21 protein-coding genes are annotated in these 17,834 nt (G+C 61.4%); 12 read left to right on the forward strand and 9 right to left on the reverse strand.

Translation table 11 applies throughout. The annotated features are described in order from the left end of the window. Positions 1-245, forward strand: a 245-nt coding sequence (locus AC07E3_RS03055; protein WP_478360272.1) for a 2-oxo acid dehydrogenase subunit E2, incomplete at its 5' end; no start/stop codon positions are given. Positions 246-518: 273 nt separating this feature from the next. Here the strand turns inward: AC07E3_RS03055 and AC07E3_RS03060 are convergent. Together AC07E3_RS03060 and AC07E3_RS03065 are read right to left on the reverse strand one after the other, a co-directional pair. After that, positions 519-1,205: an HAD family hydrolase gene (locus tag AC07E3_RS03060; RefSeq protein ID WP_478360273.1), complete on the reverse strand. Its 687-nt coding sequence runs from the start codon at positions 1,203-1,205 to the stop codon at positions 519-521. A 57-nt stretch (positions 1,206-1,262) separates the two neighbouring features. Further along, positions 1,263-1,910: a hypothetical protein gene (locus AC07E3_RS03065; RefSeq protein WP_336069751.1), complete on the reverse strand. Its 648-nt coding sequence runs from the start codon at positions 1,908-1,910 to the stop codon at positions 1,263-1,265. A gap of 179 nt (positions 1,911-2,089) precedes the next feature. On the opposite strand from AC07E3_RS03065, the gene AC07E3_RS03070 reads away from it, so the two are divergent. The 5 genes from AC07E3_RS03070 (at position 2,090) to ptsP (ending at position 6,954) form a co-directional block, all read left to right on the forward strand. Continuing rightward, positions 2,090-2,527, forward strand: coding sequence for a transcriptional regulator GutM (locus AC07E3_RS03070; RefSeq protein ID WP_336069754.1), 438 nt, complete (start codon positions 2,090-2,092; stop codon positions 2,525-2,527). Positions 2,528-2,609: 82 nt separating this feature from the next. Then, positions 2,610-3,350, forward strand: a complete 741-nt coding sequence (gene srlA / locus AC07E3_RS03075) for a PTS glucitol/sorbitol transporter subunit IIC (RefSeq protein WP_418793070.1) — start codon at positions 2,610-2,612, stop codon at positions 3,348-3,350. Positions 3,351-3,364: 14 nt separating this feature from the next. Then, on the forward strand, positions 3,365-4,369 hold the full coding sequence (srlE, locus tag AC07E3_RS03080; RefSeq protein WP_478360274.1) for a PTS glucitol/sorbitol transporter subunit IIB: 1,005 nt from the start codon (positions 3,365-3,367) through the stop codon (positions 4,367-4,369). Between the two features lie 174 nt (positions 4,370-4,543). Beyond that, positions 4,544-4,927, forward strand: a complete 384-nt coding sequence (locus AC07E3_RS03085) for a PTS glucitol/sorbitol transporter subunit IIA (protein ID WP_336069761.1) — start codon at positions 4,544-4,546, stop codon at positions 4,925-4,927. Between the two features lie 38 nt (positions 4,928-4,965). Further along, entirely contained in the window at positions 4,966-6,954 is a 1,989-nt protein-coding gene (gene ptsP, locus AC07E3_RS03090; protein WP_478360275.1) for a phosphoenolpyruvate--protein phosphotransferase, read from the forward strand. Between the two features lie 9 nt (positions 6,955-6,963). On the opposite strand, the gene AC07E3_RS03095 is transcribed toward ptsP, so the two are convergent. Then, complete coding sequence (locus AC07E3_RS03095) at positions 6,964-7,722, reverse strand: hypothetical protein (RefSeq protein WP_478360276.1); 759 nt, start codon at positions 7,720-7,722, stop codon at positions 6,964-6,966. Positions 7,723-7,854: 132 nt separating this feature from the next. On the opposite strand from AC07E3_RS03095, the gene AC07E3_RS03100 reads away from it, so the two are divergent. The 3 genes from AC07E3_RS03100 (at position 7,855) to amaB (ending at position 11,594) form a co-directional block, all read left to right on the forward strand. Continuing rightward, positions 7,855-8,886: a sugar-binding transcriptional regulator gene (locus AC07E3_RS03100; RefSeq protein WP_292898093.1), complete on the forward strand. Its 1,032-nt coding sequence runs from the start codon at positions 7,855-7,857 to the stop codon at positions 8,884-8,886. A gap of 114 nt (positions 8,887-9,000) precedes the next feature. Continuing rightward, positions 9,001-9,894 (forward strand): LysR substrate-binding domain-containing protein, encoded by an 894-nt coding sequence (locus tag AC07E3_RS03105; protein ID WP_404934212.1) that lies wholly within the window; start codon positions 9,001-9,003, stop codon positions 9,892-9,894. A 185-nt stretch (positions 9,895-10,079) separates the two neighbouring features. Continuing rightward, entirely contained in the window at positions 10,080-11,594 is a 1,515-nt protein-coding gene (gene amaB / locus AC07E3_RS03110) for an L-piperidine-6-carboxylate dehydrogenase (RefSeq protein WP_478360277.1), read from the forward strand. 69 nt (positions 11,595-11,663) lie between these two features. Here the strand turns inward: amaB and AC07E3_RS03115 are convergent, their stop codons facing one another. From AC07E3_RS03115 to AC07E3_RS03125, 3 genes are all read right to left on the reverse strand, one after another. Beyond that, positions 11,664-11,927: a DUF2312 domain-containing protein gene (locus AC07E3_RS03115; protein WP_229449591.1), complete on the reverse strand. Its 264-nt coding sequence runs from the start codon at positions 11,925-11,927 to the stop codon at positions 11,664-11,666. Between the two features lie 137 nt (positions 11,928-12,064). Further along, positions 12,065-12,373 (reverse strand): DUF1244 domain-containing protein, encoded by a 309-nt coding sequence (locus AC07E3_RS03120; protein ID WP_404934214.1) that lies wholly within the window; start codon positions 12,371-12,373, stop codon positions 12,065-12,067. A gap of 10 nt (positions 12,374-12,383) precedes the next feature. Continuing rightward, complete coding sequence (locus AC07E3_RS03125; protein ID WP_292898089.1) at positions 12,384-13,181, reverse strand: N-formylglutamate amidohydrolase; 798 nt, start codon at positions 13,179-13,181, stop codon at positions 12,384-12,386. Between the two features lie 193 nt (positions 13,182-13,374). On the opposite strand from AC07E3_RS03125, the gene AC07E3_RS03130 reads away from it, so the two are divergent. Then, on the forward strand, positions 13,375-13,857 hold the full coding sequence (locus AC07E3_RS03130; RefSeq protein WP_336069782.1) for a DUF1036 domain-containing protein: 483 nt from the start codon (positions 13,375-13,377) through the stop codon (positions 13,855-13,857). Further along, complete coding sequence (gene pyk / locus AC07E3_RS03135) at positions 13,854-15,290, forward strand: pyruvate kinase (RefSeq protein ID WP_478360278.1); 1,437 nt, start codon at positions 13,854-13,856, stop codon at positions 15,288-15,290. The genes AC07E3_RS03130 and pyk overlap by 4 nt, the downstream gene beginning before the upstream one ends. 81 nt (positions 15,291-15,371) lie before the next feature. On the opposite strand, the gene AC07E3_RS03140 is transcribed toward pyk, so the two are convergent. Continuing rightward, positions 15,372-15,953: a tetratricopeptide repeat protein gene (locus AC07E3_RS03140; protein WP_418793045.1), complete on the reverse strand. Its 582-nt coding sequence runs from the start codon at positions 15,951-15,953 to the stop codon at positions 15,372-15,374. A gap of 82 nt (positions 15,954-16,035) precedes the next feature. Further along, a complete protein-coding gene (gene ykgO, locus AC07E3_RS03145) occupies positions 16,036-16,161 on the reverse strand; it encodes a type B 50S ribosomal protein L36 (RefSeq protein ID WP_007008283.1) in 126 nt (41 codons plus the stop codon). Between the two features lie 196 nt (positions 16,162-16,357). Between ykgO and AC07E3_RS03150 the strand changes: the two genes are divergently transcribed. Then, positions 16,358-16,771: a lysozyme inhibitor LprI family protein gene (locus AC07E3_RS03150; protein WP_478360279.1), complete on the forward strand. Its 414-nt coding sequence runs from the start codon at positions 16,358-16,360 to the stop codon at positions 16,769-16,771. Here AC07E3_RS03150 and AC07E3_RS03155 read toward each other — a convergent pair. Next, positions 16,758-17,834, reverse strand: a complete 1,077-nt coding sequence (locus AC07E3_RS03155) for a 5-(carboxyamino)imidazole ribonucleotide synthase (protein WP_336069791.1) — start codon at positions 17,832-17,834, stop codon at positions 16,758-16,760. The genes AC07E3_RS03150 and AC07E3_RS03155 overlap by 14 nt on opposite strands.

Here is a 17,834-nt window from a genome sequence, read left to right on the forward strand (position 1 = left end):
TTTCCAATCTCGGCATGTTCGGCATCAAGGACTTCGCCGCCGTCATCAACCCGCCGCATGCGACGATCCTCGCGGTTGGCGCGGGCGAGCAGCGGGCCGTGGTGAAGGATGGCGAGGTGAAGGTGGCAACGGTGATGTCGGTGACGCTTTCGACCGACCACCGAGCGGTGGACGGCGCGCTTGGCGCCGAACTCCTCGCCGCCTTCAAGAAGGTCATCGAAAATCCGATGGCGATGCTGGTTTGATTTGCGTCCCCGGTTTGCTGAGGGGCTCGTTGCCGGGGAAGCAGAGGGGGAGCGGCTTGTCGTTATGACGAAAAGACAGGCCGCTATTGGGGTGGGCAACCGGGGGTAACCCTGGAACTTTGACCGCGTAACTTGGCGCTGCCTGGATCATCACGGGCAGCGCCTTTTTCTTTAGAGCGGATCACCGTTTCACGGAAACGCCACTCCGCTCTATCTATCTGTTTTTCCGCATTTATGCGGACGTCAGGTGATTCCACCTGACTGCAAAATACTCTAAAGGTCCGCTACGGTTTCGCGGATGAAGCCGCGCCGGGTGAGCTCGGACTCCACCTCGCTCCAGCTTGCGCATGTGGCGTGGGCTCCGGCGGCCCGTAGTTTCTCCGCATGACCGTCAAAGGTGTGGCTGCCGCCAGTGAAGCCGATCGCGGTCATGCCGGCTGCAACCGCACCCTGCACACCGAATGGCGAATCCTCGATGACCACGGAGGCGGTGGGCTCGCCGCCGAGCTTTTCGGCTGCGAACAGGAAGATGTCCGGGGCCGGCTTGCCGTTCTTCACCATCGACGTGCTGAAGACATTGTCTGCGAAGAATTCCGCAATACCGGCCACATCAAGGCTTAGCGCGATCCTTTCCATCGAAGATGACGAGGCGACACAGCGTGCGGTTTCAAGATTGCGCAGGAACGGGAGAATGCCGCGTGTCGGCTCCAGCTCTTCCTCAAGAAGCGCCCTGGTCTCCAGCCAGATGTCTCCTTCGGCGTGGGCGGGAAAAGCGTGCCCCGTGAGTTCCTCAATGCGGACGATGATATCGGCCTGCTTCATGCCGATGCACTGGCCGACCACATCACGGGTCAGCGCGAGGCCGTGCTTGTTGTAGACACGCTCATAGGCGATTGCGGCAAGCGGCTCGCTGTCGACGAGGACGCCATCGCAATCGAATATGATCAGGGGCTTGCTCATGGAAACTCCGAAATTGGCATGAAACTGATGTGTGGACGGGTTCCGGCAGACGCTCTTTCACGTCGCGGGATCGGGAAAGATCGAGGGGGCCTCGATGCTCTTGCGCTTCGCTTCCATCGCCGTACGCATGGCCAGCCGTCCCTCGATCAGATCAGGCGCAACCCAGTTGGGTTCCGCACCGAAAAACCGATCAAGAAACGCAACTGCGGAGGCAGGCATTTCGCGTGTGTTTTCGCGGTAGGACCACCAGGTGCGCAGGTCGTCGGCGCAGCGGTTGAGCCGTGGCGTCTGGCCAAACTCCTGCTCGAAGATGGCAGCAATCGCGCAGACGCAGTAGTTTGTATAAAGGAAGCCCTCAGGCCAGAAGGTCACGATGTCGGCATTGTCGGCTGCGCTTGAAACAGCGCTTCCCTGGGCAATGGAGACGGGGGCGTGGCGGATCATCTCCTTCAGCGCCAGCCCGGCGGCGTAGATGATGAAATCGCCGCGATCGAGCCGGGCATAGGCTTTTTGCGCATCCACCATTTCCACCCAGTCGAGAAAGACGCGTGTCAGCTTCTCCTCGCTCAACACGAACTCAACGCCGTAGTGCTGCGTCACCGCTTTCGCATTGCCGCGAAAGGTTGCACGAAACCAGCGCAGCTGACGTAGCCGATGGCGCAGATCGGGCATCACGGCCAGTTCGTTTTTGAAATCGAGGTCCAACGGTGAACTCCTTCGCCCGGACAATAACACGCAGTGGGCGGGTTCCAACCAAATAAGCCCACGCTCCTGGCGGAAGAGAATATACAATTTGACATTCTAAAAAACAAATGTTCTTAGTTCAGGATTAGTGAGTATGCAGTGCGTGCGCTTGGGATGAGCGTTTCGGGAGGAACGGCCTGATGGCAATATGGCAATGGGGGCTTCTGCTCCTCGCGGTCGTATGGGCTTTGCAGTCCTACGGCGTCTGGCTGCAGATGCGACACTATTCCGATGTCTTCAAGGGCATCACGCAGAAATATACGGACGGCTTTGTGGGAACGGGCGCTTTTCACGGCCGCTTTCTGAAGCGCGGGGCGATTGCCATTGTCGTTGTCGCGCCGGATCTTTCTGTCCGCCGCGTTCTGACGATGAGCGGGCGATCGGTTTTTGCAAAGTTCAAACGACATGAGGAATTCGAGGGCATGACTCTCGATGCGCTGCGGGCCGAGCCGGCGATCTTCGGTGAAGACAAGCCCGGCCTTACTGCAGCAATCAGCCAGGCAGTGGCGCAGATAGACCGTACGCGAGCGGGGGACGAACCGCCGCTTCGGGAATCTCTGGCCGCGGCAAAAGCATGACATACGGGATTGCACGCTCACCGGGGCTCAGGCAACGAGGTGAGCCGAAGAGAGAGGGAGGACTATGTCTGTCATTTCACTAATGGCCCAGCATGCCGACACGGCCATGCAGGGGCTGCACATGGCCGGGACGGTGGCGGGCGATGCCGCGCTTACCGGCAAGCTGGCCGCCAAGGCGGCAGCCAACGATCTTGTCGTGCTTGCGCAGGCGGGCAGCGACATTTCGGTCGAAGAGTTCCGGCAGAAGCTGGATTCGGTTGCCCAGGAAGAGCAGCTTGGCTGGCTCACGGCCGCCGGCAAATATTTCATCGGCATCTTCCAGAAAGGCGGCGAAGTTTTCGCCGGCTTCGTCACCGGCATCATCCCGACGCTGGTCGTGCTCATGACGGCCTTCTATGCCATCACCGAACTGGTGGGCGAGAAGCGCGTGCATGGCCTTGCCCAGAGTGCCGGGCGCATCGCGCTCACGCGCTACACGGTTCTTCCGGTTCTTGCGGTCTTCTTCCTCACCAACCCGATGGCATACACCTTCGGCTCGTTCCTGGAAGAAAAGCACAAGCCTGCGTTCTATGACGCTGCGGTGTCTTACGTGCACCCGCCGCTCGGCCTGTTCCCGCATATCAATCCGGGCGAGTATTTCGTCTGGGGCGGTATCCTCGTCGCGCTGCTCGAGCTTGAGAGCCAGGGCGTTGTCCCCGGTGGTTATCACATCACCGTGGCGATCTGGTATGCGCTTGTCGGCCTCGTTGTCATCCTGCTCAAGGGCATGCTGACCGAGAAGATCACCGCCATCATGGCGCGCCGCCAGGGCGTTGAGCTCTAGGGGAGGGGCAGGACATGGCGAAAACTTATAAAGCAGTAAAGATTTCGAAGGGCTCCTCCGGCTGGGGCGGCCCTCTGGTGATCGAACCGACGGCGCAGCGCAACAAGGTGGTATCCGTCACGGGTGGCGGCATTCATCCGGTGGCGCAGCGCATTGCGGACATGACCGGCGCCGAAGCGGTCGACGGCTTCAAGAGCCCGCCGATCGAAAGCGAGATGGCTGTGGTCGTGGTCGACTGCGGCGGTACCGCGCGCTGCGGCGTTTATCCGCGCAAGCGCATTCCGACCGTCAACCTGACCCCAGTCGGCCAGGCGGGTCCGCTCGCCCAGTTCATCACCGAGGACATCTATGTGTCCGGTGTCACACCGGAGAGCATCGAGATGGCTGACGGGAGCGAGGCGGCAACGGTTGCCGGTGGTGCCGCCAGTGCCGGCGACGCCGCGGAGCAGGCTTCTGCCGCTGCGCCAGCACCCTCCAGTGAGGGTGGGCTTGTGGGGCTCATCAGCAGCGTCGGTCGCGTCATGGGGCGCGTTGTCGGCATTTTCTTCAACGCCGGCCGCCGCACCATCGACCAGGTGGTCCGCAACGTATTGCCCTTCATGGCCTTCGTGACCATGCTGATCGGCCTGATCCTCTATACGGGTATCGGCGATGTTCTCGCTCAGCCCATGGGTCCGCTGGCAAACAACATTATCGGTCTGCTCATCATCTCGGCCATCTGCGGCCTGCCGTTCCTGTCTCCCATTCTCGGGCCGGGCGCGGTGATTGCGCAGGTGATCGGCGTGGCGATCATCGGCCCGCAGATTGCCAATGGCACGATTTCGCCCGCCATGGCGCTGCCGGCCCTGTTTGCCTACAACACGCAGGTGGGCTGTGATTTCGTGCCCGTGGGCCTCGCGCTCGGCGAAGCCAAGCCCAAGACGATCGAGATCGGTGTTCCGGCGGTGCTTATCAGCCGTCAGATCATGGGCCCGGTTTCCGTGGCTCTCGCCTGGGCTGTGAGCCTCGTGGTGCTCTAACCATCGGAGCCGGCGGCTGCCTTGGGGTGGCCGCCGCCTCCGGATTACCAGATCGCCGTGCGTCCATCCGGACGCACAAAGGACGATCTAAACTATTGATGGAGCATCGGAATAGCCCGAAAACCGAATTTCACTTTTCGGTCCGATGCTCTAGTTTGCATGGAGTTTTCTTGTATGTCGGTGTTTCTCAAAACGCGCATAACTGCGGTGGGTCCGGAAGTCGCGGATCTGGCTGAGGGTGGTGTCCTGATTCTGTTTGCTGATGGTGCGCCGGAGGAACTTGCCGAGGTTTCCGTTCTTCATGCGGTTCAGGACGGGCCCTCTGCCGATGCGCCGGTGCCCGGGACGCGTGTTTCCGTGGGTGAGGCCGTCTCGGCCGAAATCACCGCAATAGGCGAAGCTGCCTGGAACAAGGTGCGCGAGATCGGGCATGTCGTGGTGAATTTCAACGGCGCGACCGCCGTGGAGCGCCCTGGCGAGATCTGCGCGTCCGTAGTACAGCCGGACAGGCTTGTCGCGGCGCTGAAGACGGATGCCGTGATCACCATCGGCGCCTGACGCCGTCGCGAAATCGAAGACAGAGACACGAGACCGGTATGGAACGCTCGACCATTGTCCGAGTGCAGGACGGCCTGCACGCCCGACCCGCAACCCGCTTCGTGCGCCTCGCCAAGGGGTTCGAGAGCGACGTGGAGATCGTCAAGGGAGAGAAGGCCGTCAGTGCCAAGAGTTCGGTCAAGCTGATGCTGCTCGGCGTGAAGGAGAATGACGAAGTCTCCATTCGTGCCGACGGTGCCGATGCGATTGAAGCCGTCGATGCACTCATTGCCTATCTGGAAAACCCGCTTTCGGGCGTCGAGGAAGGTGCCGGCGAGAGCGCGACGCAGCCGGTCCCGCCGCAGAAGGAACCTGCCCCGAAGAAAGTTGACGCAGAGGCATCAACACCCGTGGCGGACGGAGGCATCCATGGTGTTGCCGCTAGCGCCGGCCTCGGCCTCGGTCCGGTCTTTGCGCATTTCCCGCAGCAGATCGTTCCAGCCAACAAGACGCTTTCGGCCGATGAGATCGCTCCGGAGAAGAAGCGCTTCGAAGACGCCATTGTGCGGCTTCAGGAGAAGCTCGACCGCTCGCTTGCATCCGATGGCATGCAGGAAAGCGACCGCGGAATTGTCGCGGCCCTGCGTGACATTGCCTCCGACGATGCGCTGCGCGATGAGACCCTCGCTGCCATAGACGGTGGACTCGATGCCGTGTCCGCCGTTATCGCCGCCTCCTCAAACCTGGCAGATGAGTTTCGCAAGCTGGACGATGCCTATATGGCGGCTCGTGCCGAGGACATGGAGTCCATTGCGCGGCAGATATGTCTGACGCTTCTCGGGCAAGAAGATGCCCGCCTTGATGACATCCCAGACGGTGCAATTCTGGTTGCCGAGGACATCGGTGCCTGGGATCTGGCGCGCGCGCCACTCAAGCGCCTTGGCGGTGTGGTGTGTGGACATGGCGGCGCTACCTCGCATGTGGCGATCATCGCCCGCACCCACGGCATTCCGGCGGTGCTTGGCCTTGGTGAGGCCGTCAACCAGTTGCGTGAAGCCAAGGAAGCAGCCATCGACGGCCATACGGGGCAGGTTGTTGTCGAGCCGGATGCGGAGACCCGTGCCCGTTTTGCCGAGATGATCGGGGCTGCCGCGCGTGAAAAGGAAGCTCTCAAAGCTTACAAGGATGTGGTGCCGCGTCGGGCGGATGGAACGGTCATCCAGGTTGCCGCCAATCTCGGTTCGCTGGAAGAGGTCGAAGCCGCCCAGGAGGCCGGCGCGATGGGCGTTGGCCTGTTCCGCACCGAGCTTCTTTTCATGCGCCATATGCACCTTCCTTCTGAGGACATGCAGGCGGAAACCTATGCGGAACTCGCCCGTGCCTTTCCGGACCATCCGGTTATCGTGCGCACGCTCGATATTGGCGGTGACAAGCCGATCTCCGGCGTGGAGTTTCCGGAAGAAGAGAACCCCTTCCTCGGCTGGCGCGGCATTCGCATGTGCCTTGATCGGCCGGATATCTTCAAGGTGCAGCTGCGGGCGCTTCTGCGCGCTGCCGTTCATGGCAATCTGCGAGTGATGCTGCCGATGGTCTCGGATGTTGAGGAAGTGCGCCGCACGCGCGCCCTCATCGATGAATGTGCAGCCGAGCTGAAAGCCGAGGGGGTCGCCTGCGGCGAATTCCCGCTGGGGGTCATGATCGAGACGCCCGCTGCCGTTTTCGGTGCAGCAGCACTGGCAAAGGAGGTTTCGTTCTTTTCGATCGGCACCAACGACCTGACCCAGTATGTGATGGCTGCGGATCGCCTCAATCCCTCGGTCGCCAATCTTAACGACGCCGCTCATCCGGCCGTGATGGCGGCGGTGGAGCAGGCGGCAAAGGCTGCGGTGGAAGCGGGTATCGAAATCGGCATGTGTGGCGAGGCCGCCGCGCGCCCCGATCTCATACCGGAATTCATCCGCATGGGGCTGACGGAGCTCAGCATGAGCCCCGCGTCCATCCAGGCAACCAAGAAACAGCTCTCGGAGCTTCTTGAGACAACGGCCTGATCACACCGTCTATGGAAGATGGGTGAGCAGGCTTTCAAAGACCGCCGTCAGGTCGGCGATCGGTTGGTCCGCCGCGAGGCTGCGGGCCATCCGATCCCGGCGCGCTGAAATGGCCATCGTGGCGATGTCAAGCAGATCCGAAGCGGGCAGACTCTCGTCGAACCCGATCAGCGCCGAGGCGAGGAGCGCCGGTGCAAAGACAAGTATGCCTGCTTTCGCATCCTGTGTGGAAGGCGACGCTGCCGGATCGCTCAAAGCGCTGCGGCAAATGTCCTGAACGAGATGTGCAAGCATGCCAGCGATCAGTGCACGCTTCGCTTCGTGTTCGGTGGCATTCTTCAGAGCCAGAACCATGTGGCCCTGCCGTTGACGTAGCGCCTCATGGGCCGCGGTGAACCCGGTTTCGCGAATCACTGGGGGCCCGGCAGACTCGAGGGTGGCCGCCAGGATTTTTGCTGCACGATACATGTGGCGCCTGAAAGCGTGTTCACCAGCGTTTGGATCACTGAAATAATCGCCGAGCGGCCATAGGACCAGTTCGTGTTTCTGCGCACCTGGAAGTACGGTCCGGGATGCGGTTTCGGCCAGCGTCAGTGTGTCGTCTACCATGCTCGCGGCACGCCCCAGGAGTTTCTCCATGTCGCTGAAGTGCTTGCCTGCGGCGGTTGTCGCCTGCCGCTCATACCTGTGAGAACGCAGGAAGTCTCGTATGTCCCGCAAGCGGTCCTTGAGATGAATCGCCATGTCTTGCGAGGCGTCACGGAGCATAAAGTAGTATCCCTGGGTAATCAGTTTTCTGCTACCGGGCATTGACCCGATGGCGACATCATTGTTTTGGTCTTTCCGGAAATCAAGCCAGATGCTTGTATCCGCCCCGGGGGAAAAATGCAGGAAGACCATATGAGCAAGGCGAAGGCGCGCAAACAGTCCGCTGGGCAGCCCGCCGGTACGACCAGTTCCGGGGAGATCGCGATTGTGCCGGGCAGGGGAGGCGTGACCAGCAAGACGGATCGATTGCGCGTGCGTGCCGCATGGATGTATTTCGTCGAGCAGAAGACGCAGAACGAAATCGCAGAGATCCTCGGTATAGGCCGGGTCAGCGTGGTGCGGATGCTTGCCGATGCGCGCGCCCGCAACGAAGTGAAGATCACCATCGAAGGCGACCTTGCGGAGATAACCCGCATCGAGCGCGCGCTGGAGGATCGCTTCGGGCTGGAGCGTGCAGTTGTCGCGCCGCTTTCTGACCCCAACGCAGACCCCATTCCCGCAATCAGTGCGGCCACCGGCAGTTTCGTATCAGATGTGATGGCGGCCGGCATGTCGGTAGGTGTCGGCTGGGGGCGCACGCTTTTCGGTTCTCTGCCCTTCATTCGAGCGCGACCGCTGGCAGATTTCAAGGTGATCTCGCTTCTCGGTGGCGTGGGCGTTGCCCGGCGTTTTAATCCCGCCGAGTTCGCATGGCGGTTTGCGCGCGCCTTCCAGGGCGATGGCTATCTCATTCCCGCACCTGCCGTGGTCGACAGCGTCGAAACGAAAACGGCTCTGGTCGAGCGTTGCGGTCTGCATGAAATCCTCGCACTTGCCGATACGCTGGACGCCGTTATTGTCTCGGTGGGTGGCTTAGCGTCCGCCACCACTTTTTATCGCGGAGGCTATCTGACCGAGGCAGTGCGTGCTGCTCTCGAGGAAAAGGGCGCGGTCGGTGACATTCTCTATCACTTCTACGATATTGATGGGCAACTCGTGGACCATCCGATCAACGATCGTGTGATGTCCGTTGATGTCGATCGTCTGCGCCGGGCGCCGATGCGCATCCTGACTTCCGGTGGTGATGACAAGATCGAAGCGCTTATCGGCGCCATGAAACTCGTTGAGCCGACAGTCTTCATCACGGACGAGGAGAGCGCCCGCAGCATCCTCGCTCAAGCCTGATCGCCGCAAATCCATCAATTTCAGGCCGGATGTGTGAATTCGGTCTCTGCGCGGCTATAAGTGTCAAAAGCATTCAAGTCGGCGGCAGATCGCATAGGGGAGCTTTATTCTACGATGGTGGACAGGTTTGCGCGGCGCTTTCTGCCTTCCTTCTCCGTTCTGCGCAGCTTCGCATCCGCCGCGCGGCATCAGAGCTTCACCCTGGCTGCGGAGGAGCTCAATCTGACACAGAGCGCTGTCAGCCGCCACATTCGCGACATGGAAACTGCGCTCGGCTTCAGCCTGTTCCGGCGTGTGGGGCGGCGCGTGGTCCTGACACCGGCTGGCAAAAATCTCGCCGATGCCCTTGAGGACGATCTCAGTCGCATCACCCAGACCCTGCATCGGGCCATCGCCGCCGGGATGTCGGGGGCAACGCTCAATGTGGCGAGCCTGCCTACCTTTGCCAGTCGATGGCTCATCCCGCGACTGCCGGGATTCGAGAAGGCGCATCCGGGCATCGGGATCAATCTGACTGCACGCATCAATCCCTTCGATCTGGCTCACGAGCGCTTCGACGTGGCCATTCATTTCGGGCGTGACAACTGGCCAGATGCGCAGCTAACCAAGTTCTGCGATGAGGAGATGATCGCGGTTGCCTCGCCGCAATTCATGGAGATGAACGGAGTTCGTGGCCCGGAAGGCCTTCTCGACGCACCGCTTCTTCATCTCCAGAGCAGACCGGGAGCCTGGGGTGACTGGATGCATGAGGCCGGGCTGCAGGACGTTCCAGCGCTCCCTGGCAAGCAGTTTGATCAGTTCACCATGGTCATCGCCGGTGCGGCTGCGGGGCTTGGGGCCGGGCTTGTGCCTGCCTACCTCATTGAAGAAGAGTTGCGCTCCGGCCTTCTGGTTCAGGTGGGGGACACAGCCCTCAAGACGCAGAACAGCTATTTCATCGTTCGGCCGCTGGGTGTCGAAAACCCACTGGCGGACGCCTTCGTTTCATGGATTCTCGCGCAGGTCTAGCGTGGTGGTCCTTGTGTTGCCTTGCCACCGGTCAGGCTGGTTTGCATGACCCTACATCATGAATACAGTCCGATTTTCCATTTCCCATCCTTAGCGGCCCTCCCTACATTCCGGGCAGGGGCCGGTCTGGCCGCGCGGCATTTGTCCGCGTTTCGCAAAAAGATTATCCAGGGAGCGAAGCACCCATGAACGTCAAGAATGAAACACGCGAGCTTTTGAACCGCCTCGGCGTTGACGAGAAGGCTTTTACCGGTGGCGACCTCTCGGTGCGCACGCCGGTCACCGGCGAGGAAATCGCCGCAGTCTCCTCCATCTCGGCAAACGAGACCGGTGCTGCCATCGAGCGCGCCCAAGAGGCTTTCAAGACATGGCGCAATGTGCCCGCGCCGCGGCGCGGCGAGTTGGTGCGGCTTCTTGGTGAGGAACTGCGCGCGTCAAAGGACGACCTGGGCCGTCTGGTGTCGATCGAGGTCGGCAAGATTCGCTCGGAGGGCCTCGGCGAGGTCCAGGAGATGATCGACATTTGCGATTTCGCGGTCGGCCTCTCACGGCAGCTCTATGGCTTGACCATTGCCACCGAGCGCCCCGGACATCGCATGATGGAGACCTGGCATCCGCTCGGCGTCGTTGGCGTCATCTCCGCCTTTAATTTCCCGGTGGCGGTGTGGTCGTGGAATGCCGCTCTTGCTTTCGTTTGCGGCGACAGCGTCGTCTGGAAACCGTCCGAAAAGACGCCCCTGACAGCGCTTGCCTGCGAGGCCATCTTCAAACGGGCAGTCAAGCGCTTTGGAGATGACGCGCCGGCAGATCTTCTCACCGTCCTCATTGGCGATCGCGCCGTGGGGGAAGTGATGGTCGATCATCCGAAGGTGCCGCTGGTTTCGGCCACCGGTTCCACGCGGATGGGCCGCGAAGTCGGTCCGCGCCTGGCAAAGCGCTTTGCCCGCGCGCTGCTGGAGCTTGGTGGCAACAATGCCGGCGTTGTCTGCCCTTCGGCAGATCTCGACATGGCGCTGCGTGCCATTGCCTTTGGTGCCATGGGCACCGCCGGGCAGCGCTGCACCACACTGCGCCGCCTCTTCGTGCACGAATCCGTCTACGACGCGCTCCTGCCGCGTCTGCGAAAGGCTTATGAATCGGTGTCCGTCGGCAGCCCGCTCACGACCGATGCGCTGGTTGGCCCCCTGATCGACAAGGGTGCATTCGACAATATGCAGAAAGCGCTTGAAGAGGCGAAGAAGCTCGGCGGCAAGGTCGTTGGCGGCGGGCGTTTCGACAGCGGTGATGCCGATGCCTACTACGCCCATCCGGCTCTGGTCGAAATGCCGGAACAGGCGGGTGTCGTTCTTGAAGAGACTTTTGCTCCGATCCTCTACGTGATGAAGTACAGCGATTTCGACGAGGCGCTTGAACTTCACAACGCCGTGGGGGCAGGGCTTTCATCCTGCGTGTTCACCACCGATATGCGTGAGGCCGAGGAATTTCTCAGCGCACGTGGTTCAGACTGTGGCATCGCCAATGTCAACATTGGCACATCCGGCGCTGAGATCGGCGGTGCGTTCGGTGGCGAAAAGGAAACCGGCGGTGGCCGCGAATCGGGCTCCGACGCCTGGAAGGCTTACATGCGCCGTGCGACAAATACGGTGAACTACTCAAAGGAGCTGCCGCTCGCGCAGGGCGTCTCCTTCGACATCGAATAGGAACACAGGCCATTAATTGCAAAGGGCGGCTTCGGGCCGCCCTTTTCTTTATCCGGTTTTCCGCCGGGTTCACTCCATTCCGAGTGCGGCTTTGTAGAGGTCGATCATGGCTTCTTCTTCCTGGCGTTCGGCCTGGTCCTTCTTGCGCAGGCGCACGATTGTGCGCACGGCCTTGGTATCGAAGCCGTTGGCTTTCATTTCGGCGTAGACTTCCTTGATGTCCTCCGAAATGGTCTTCTTGTCTTCCTCAAGTCGCTCTACACGCTCAATGAAGGCGCGAAGCTGGCCAGCGGCCACTGTGTCGGCGGTCTCGGTCGTGATGTCGTCGGCCATGCGAAACTCCGGTCGATTGTTCTGAAAGCCCGCGAGTCGGGCGTTGAGGCGTGGCAGGTTCGATGCCCCAGAGAGCCCCATCGGTCAAGGGATTTGCTGATCTGGGCGAAGCTCTTGCTTGCCAGGTTGACGGTTGGTCAGCTTTCTTCCGGACGATTGGCCTCGAAAGCCGCTTTCTGTTCCGCACTTGCCTCGGTCTGATATTTCTCGCGCCATTCCGCATAGGGCATACCGTAGACGATCTCACGCGACTCCTCCTTGGAAAGCGCGATCCCTTCAGCTTCGGCGGCGTCCCTGTACCAGTTGGACAGGCAATTGCGGCAAAAGCCGGCCAGGTTCATCATGTCGATGTTCTGGACATCTGTCCGGGCGCGCAGGTGATCGATCAAACGGCGAAAAGCGGCGGCTTCCAGGTCGCGCTTTTTTTCCTCACTCAGCGTTGTCATGCCTTCTCCCTCACATATGATCCGTTCGAGACCCAAAGTGCTTCACCTGATGGATATCGGGCCGCGTATTGATGGCTTCAAGCATCGGGGCCAGCCTTTCTGCCCAGGCGATTGCACCGTCTTGGCCGGCAATCAAATCCTGGCGAATTTCGATGAGCGCATAGGGAAAGCCTCGCGTCGTGGCGTGCTGATGCATGGTATCGCCAGGATAGGCGCCGTCATAGGGTTCGTTGTCGCCCACCGTGAGATCGCCATCGGCTCTCAGCGCTGCAATCAGCGGGCCGGCCGCCCGGTTGTCGATGTCCCAAAGCACACCCACCTCCCAGGGCCGTTTGCGGCCGAGCAGCGACGGCGTGAAGGAGTGGATGGCGATGATCAATGGTGCGCCACCGGTTGTTTGCCGCACTCCATCCACCGCCTCGGCCACGGCGTGGTGGAAGGGTTGATAAAAGCGTTCAATCCGGTTTTGCCGCTCCTCCGGGGGCAGAGGGTAGTTTCCGGGAATGATCGTTCCGTCGTAGAGCTGTCTGATCAGGGTCGGGTCGTCGATGCCGCGGTTGGGATCGATGAGCAGTCTTGAGAAGCCGCCCAGAACCGCAGGTACGCCAAGCCTTGCGGAGAGGGCGCGGGTCACCGCCTCCACGCCGATGTCGTAGGCAATATGACGTTCAAACTCTGATGCCGGCAGACCTAGCGCGCCGTATGTTTCAGGCAGCGCCCGCTTTGCGTGGTCGGCAACCAGGACCAGCCCCCTGGCGGGATCACCGGGAATCAATTCAAACGGTGATGTGAAGGTGAGGGCGTTCATCAGGCAGGTCCCGGGAAAACTGGTGCGGTCATAAATGTGCGCCTATCACGGCGTAATCTCGTCCTTTCATGATGCGCGCTGTTCTGCAAGGCTGTGATGGAAAACACGCGCTGGCGGGCGATGGCGCGTTGACAGGGGCCCGGACATTGCCGAAAAGGAAAATATGCTCAGGTCGAATTCAAGGTTCTCAAAAATGCTTCGACGGGCGTCACACGCGAAACGCCGGGGGGCCTTTCTGCTTGCTGCCGCGACCGGATTGGGAGGCGCAGTTCTTGCGCCCACGCCTGCGCTTGCTGATTTCCGCGTCTGCAATTCCACACAAAACCTCGTTGGTGTCGCCATCGGATACCGCACCGCTTCGGGCTGGGTGAGCGAGGGATGGTGGCGGATCGAGAAGTCGAGCTGCAAGACTCTGATCGAGGGGCCGCTGGAATCACGCTATTACTACCTCTACGCAGAGGACGCTGCGAGTGGCGGCCGCTGGGAGGGGAAGGTGCAGATGTGCGTCGCACTGACCGAGTTCAAGATTGCCGGTACCAATGATTGTTTTGCGCGGGGCTTCCAGCGTGCCGGCTTCCAGGAATATGACACGCGCGAGCAGGAAAACTGGATGGTGGATTTGACTGACGGGCCGGCCGAAAACAACACACTGACGAATTCGGATGCCTCCCAATGAGGCGCAATCGCAAGGTCAAGATTCTCGCCACGCTCGGGCCCGCCTCCTCGGAAGAAGAGAGCATCCAGCGCCTCTTCGAGGCCGGCGCCGACGTGTTCCGCATCAATATGAGCCATGCCAGCCACGAGCTGATGCGCACCCTGGTGGGACGCATTCGGGCGGTTGAGAAAAAGGTTGGTCATCCCATTGGCATCCTTGCTGACCTGCAGGGGCCGAAACTGCGCGTGGGCACCTTTGCCGAGAAGAGCGTCGAGCTTTCCATCGGCCAGACCTTCACGCTCGACAACAATCCCGAGCCGGGCAACGACAAGCGGGTCCACCTGCCGCATCCCGAGATTCTGAAATCCGTGGAGCCGGGGCATCGTTTGCTGATCGACGATGGACGGCTGCAGCTCAAGGCGCTCAAGAACAACGGCAAGGCGATTACCTGCGAGGTGGTGGCCGGCAACAAGATTTCTGACCGCAAGGGCGTCAGCCTGCCCGACACCGATCTTCCCATGGGCGCGCTCACCGACAAGGACCGCAAGGATCTCGATGCGGTGCTGTCGTCCGATGTCGACTGGATCGCGCTTTCCTTCATCCAGAGGCCCGAAGACCTGGCCGAGGTGCGCAAGGTGGCGCGCGGACGGGCTGCGCTTCTGGCCAAGATCGAGAAGCCGCAGGCGGTGAAGCGCCTTGCCGAGATCATCGAACTTTCCGATGCGCTCATGGTGGCGCGCGGCGATCTTGGCGTGGAAATGCCGCTCGAGGCCGTTCCGGGCATTCAGAAGCAGATCACCCGCGCCTGCCGCCGCGCCGGCAAACCGGTCGTCGTGGCCACGCAGATGCTGGAATCGATGATCTCCGCGCCTGTGCCGACCCGTGCGGAAGTGTCCGACGTTGCGACCGCCGTTTTCGAGGGGGCCGACGCGGTGATGCTGTCGGCGGAATCTGCGGCCGGCGACTATCCGGTCGAGGCGGTTGCGACAATGAACTCAATCGCCACCAAGGTGGAGCAGGATCCCACCTATCCGACCATTATCAGCGGCCAGCGGACCGAGCCGGAGCCGACCGGCGCCGACGCGATTTCCATGGCGGCACGGCAGATCGCAGAGACGCTCAATCTCTCGGCGATCATTTCCTACACCTCGTCCGGCACCACGGGGCTGCGTGCGGCCCGTGAGCGGCCGCAGGTACCGATTATCGCTCTTTCGCCGGTGGTGGAGACCGCACGGCGCCTGTCGCTCGTCTGGGGCACGCACTGCGTGGTCACGGAGGACGCCGCCGATCTGGACGACATGGTCAACCGGGCCTGCCGCATTGCCTATGAAGAGGGTTTTGCCAAGCCGGGCAACCGCGTCATCGTCACCGCCGGTGTGCCGCTTGGCACGCCTGGCGCGACCAACATGCTGCGCATCGCTTACATCGGCTCGGACGGTCTGGGCGGTATCTGACCCTGCGCAGAGGTTCAAACGACCGGCGGAATGGGTTCGCCGGTCGGTTTCCGCCACGTCCGTGCGCATGGCTGACGCCGCTCAGATGCCCTGGCCGTCCAGCTTGTCGGATATCTCGGATACGGCGTTCTGCGCGCTGCGCAGCATTGGATAGATGTTCAGAACCTGTTCATAGGCGGTAAGCGCCTGTTCCTGACGGCCGGTGGCCTGCAGGATGCGGGCCATCCCCGCCAGCGCGCCGAAATGGCGCGGCTCAAGCTCCAGCGTGCGCGATATGTCCGCCATCGAGCGGGCATAGTCGCTCATCATGAAATGCACCGTGGCGCGGCGATTCCACCCTTCGGCGTAATCGGGGAAGAGCATGGTGACCTGATCGAGAAAGTCGAGCGCGACGGAGAGTTTTTCCGCCTTGATCGCATCATTCGCCCAGCCGACGAGGAGGTTGGCCGTGTCGCTGCCCGAATCGTTCCAGGTCTCGCCTATCCGCAGCGCTATGCGGCGGGCGGCCCGTTCGTTGGTTTCTTTCTTGAGATCGGTGAAGAGTGCGTCGAGGCGCGCCTGCCTGTCGGGCACCGGTGATTCCACACCGGATGCAGGCTTGCCACCCTCAGCCGCCTGTGCCGTTGGCAGGCCCATGAGAACGGCAGCGAGAATTGCGATCATGAATCGTACCATGCCGCAATGATAGGCGCGGCATGGTGAAAGGGAAACTGAATTTCGCGTGAAGACCGCCGAGACCGGCGCGTCAGCCCTGCCGTGCCTTGAAGCGCGGGTTGGACTTGTTGATGATGTAGATGCGGCCCTTGCGACGGACCATGCGGTTTTCCCGGTGACGGGTCTTCAGCGCCTTGAGCGAGTTCTTGATCTTCATCGTTCTTGTCCGTGGTTGGCCTTGCGGCCCGAAATGAGAAGGCGCGCATCCATGGCGCGCCACAAGTCGATGGGCTCATAGACGAGGATGCTTGTCCGTGTCAACCTTTCGGCGGGGTCCGGCAGTATGAATCAGGCGATTCCCGCTGTTCGGAAAATCAGTTCTGTATCACTGGTGCAGGTTAAAGGAGTTTCACATGTCATTTCGCAGCCATCTCTACTCGATCGCGATCCTGGCGATTGCGGTTTCGGCTTCCATGGCTGGAGCCTTGGCCCAGGAGCCCGATTGCGACGATCCGCAGACGCAGCTCGACATGACGCAGTGCGCAGGCCGGGACTATGAGGCAGCCGACAAGGCACTCAACGCGCAGTATGGCGCCGTCAGGAAGCGTTATTCAGACAATGAAGATGCACGCACGCTGCTGCGAGACGCTCAGCGGGCATGGATCCGCTTTCGTGACGCCCAGTGCGATCTTGCGACGCTGGCGGTACGCGGCGGCTCCATTGAACCCATGATCCGCGCCCAGTGCCTTCAAGAACTCACGGAGGCGCGTACGCGGCAGCTCGAAGAGCTGGCCGACTGCAAGGAAGGCGATCTCAGCTGCGTATGAGACGGGTGAAGTGTCCCATCTTGCGGCCGGGCCTGATTTCGGTCTTGCCGTAGAGGTGGAGCATCAGATCGGGTTCTTTCAGCAATTCGGGCGCGCGCAGAACCTCATCGCCGATCAGATTTTCCATCACGCAGTCCGAGTGCCGGCCCGTGTCACCAAGCGGAAGGCCGGCGACAGCGCGGATGTGCTGTTCGAACTGGCAGACCGTGCAGGCCGCCTCGGTCCAGTGTCCGGAATTGTGCACGCGGGGCGCAATCTCGTTGACCAGGACCTTGCCGTTGTCGAGCACGAAGAACTCCACGCCAAGCACGCCCACATAGTGCAGTGAACCGAGGATATCGATGGCCGCCTGCTTCGCCGCGGCGAGGGTTCCAGCGTCGACATGGGCGGGCACGGTCGAGCGATGCAGGATGCCATCCCTGTGCTCGTTCTCGGCCGGGTCGTATATGGCGGTGCTGCCGTCAGCCGCGCGCGCCGCGATAACGGAAATTTCCCGCCGAAACGGAACCAGGGCCTCGAGTATGAGTGGAACACCACCCATCTCGGAAAAGACGCCTTCATGAGCGCCGGCATCGGCACTGCGAAAAACACGTTGCCCCTTGCCGTCATAGCCCATGCGGCGTGTCTTGAGGACGCCACCTGAAAAACGCTCCAGTCCGCGCGCGAGATCGTCGTCGTTGTCCACAGACAGGAACGGCGCTGTGGATATCCCCGCTGTGTTCAGGAATATCTTCTCGGCGAGCCTGTCCTGCGCGGCCTCCAGCGCTTCCGGAGGGGGGAAGACAGACATTTCCTCCGAAAGGGACAGGGCCGTTGCGACCGGCACATTCTCAAACTCGTAGGTTATGACGTCGCACTGCTGGAGAAGCTTCTTCAGAGCAGGCGTGTCATCGTAAGCGGCGTGGATGAAGCCGCTTGCGACCTGCGCTGCGGGGCTGTCCCCGGCGGGGTCCAGCACCACGGTGCGGTAACCCAGCCTGGCAGCGGCCATTGCCAGCATGCGGCCAAGCTGGCCGCCACCGAGAATGCCGATGGTCGCACCTTGGGGAAGAGGAGCGGTCAT

The organism is Nitratireductor lacus (genome assembly GCF_056431025.1).

Bases quoted from the DNA above. Each gene is read 5' to 3' on its own strand.
- AC07E3_RS03060 (WP_478360273.1), bottom strand. From the start codon at position 1,205: ATGAGCAAGCCCCTGATCATATTCGATTGCGATGGCGTCCTCGTCGAC.
- AC07E3_RS03070 (WP_336069754.1), top strand. From the start codon at position 2,090: ATGGCAATATGGCAATGGGGGCTTCTGCTCCTCGCGGTCGTATGGGCT.
- srlA (WP_418793070.1), top strand. From the start codon at position 2,610: ATGGCCCAGCATGCCGACACGGCCATGCAGGGGCTGCACATGGCCGGG.
- srlE (WP_478360274.1), top strand. From the start codon at position 3,365: ATGGCGAAAACTTATAAAGCAGTAAAGATTTCGAAGGGCTCCTCCGGC.
- AC07E3_RS03085 (WP_336069761.1), top strand. From the start codon at position 4,544: ATGTCGGTGTTTCTCAAAACGCGCATAACTGCGGTGGGTCCGGAAGTC.
- ptsP (WP_478360275.1), top strand. From the start codon at position 4,966: ATGGAACGCTCGACCATTGTCCGAGTGCAGGACGGCCTGCACGCCCGA.
- AC07E3_RS03095 (WP_478360276.1), bottom strand. From the start codon at position 7,722: ATGCTCCGTGACGCCTCGCAAGACATGGCGATTCATCTCAAGGACCGC.
- AC07E3_RS03100 (WP_292898093.1), top strand. From the start codon at position 7,855: ATGAGCAAGGCGAAGGCGCGCAAACAGTCCGCTGGGCAGCCCGCCGGT.
- AC07E3_RS03105 (WP_404934212.1), top strand. From the start codon at position 9,001: ATGGTGGACAGGTTTGCGCGGCGCTTTCTGCCTTCCTTCTCCGTTCTG.
- amaB (WP_478360277.1), top strand. From the start codon at position 10,080: ATGAACGTCAAGAATGAAACACGCGAGCTTTTGAACCGCCTCGGCGTT.
- AC07E3_RS03115 (WP_229449591.1), bottom strand. From the start codon at position 11,927: ATGGCCGACGACATCACGACCGAGACCGCCGACACAGTGGCCGCTGGC.
- AC07E3_RS03120 (WP_404934214.1), bottom strand. From the start codon at position 12,373: ATGACAACGCTGAGTGAGGAAAAAAAGCGCGACCTGGAAGCCGCCGCT.
- AC07E3_RS03125 (WP_292898089.1), bottom strand. From the start codon at position 13,181: ATGAACGCCCTCACCTTCACATCACCGTTTGAATTGATTCCCGGTGAT.
- AC07E3_RS03130 (WP_336069782.1), top strand. From the start codon at position 13,375: ATGCTTCGACGGGCGTCACACGCGAAACGCCGGGGGGCCTTTCTGCTT.
- pyk (WP_478360278.1), top strand. From the start codon at position 13,854: ATGAGGCGCAATCGCAAGGTCAAGATTCTCGCCACGCTCGGGCCCGCC.
- AC07E3_RS03140 (WP_418793045.1), bottom strand. From the start codon at position 15,953: ATGATCGCAATTCTCGCTGCCGTTCTCATGGGCCTGCCAACGGCACAG.
- ykgO (WP_007008283.1), bottom strand. From the start codon at position 16,161: ATGAAGATCAAGAACTCGCTCAAGGCGCTGAAGACCCGTCACCGGGAA.
- AC07E3_RS03150 (WP_478360279.1), top strand. From the start codon at position 16,358: ATGTCATTTCGCAGCCATCTCTACTCGATCGCGATCCTGGCGATTGCG.
- AC07E3_RS03155 (WP_336069791.1), bottom strand. From the start codon at position 17,834: ATGACCGCTCCTCTTCCCCAAGGTGCGACCATCGGCATTCTCGGTGGC.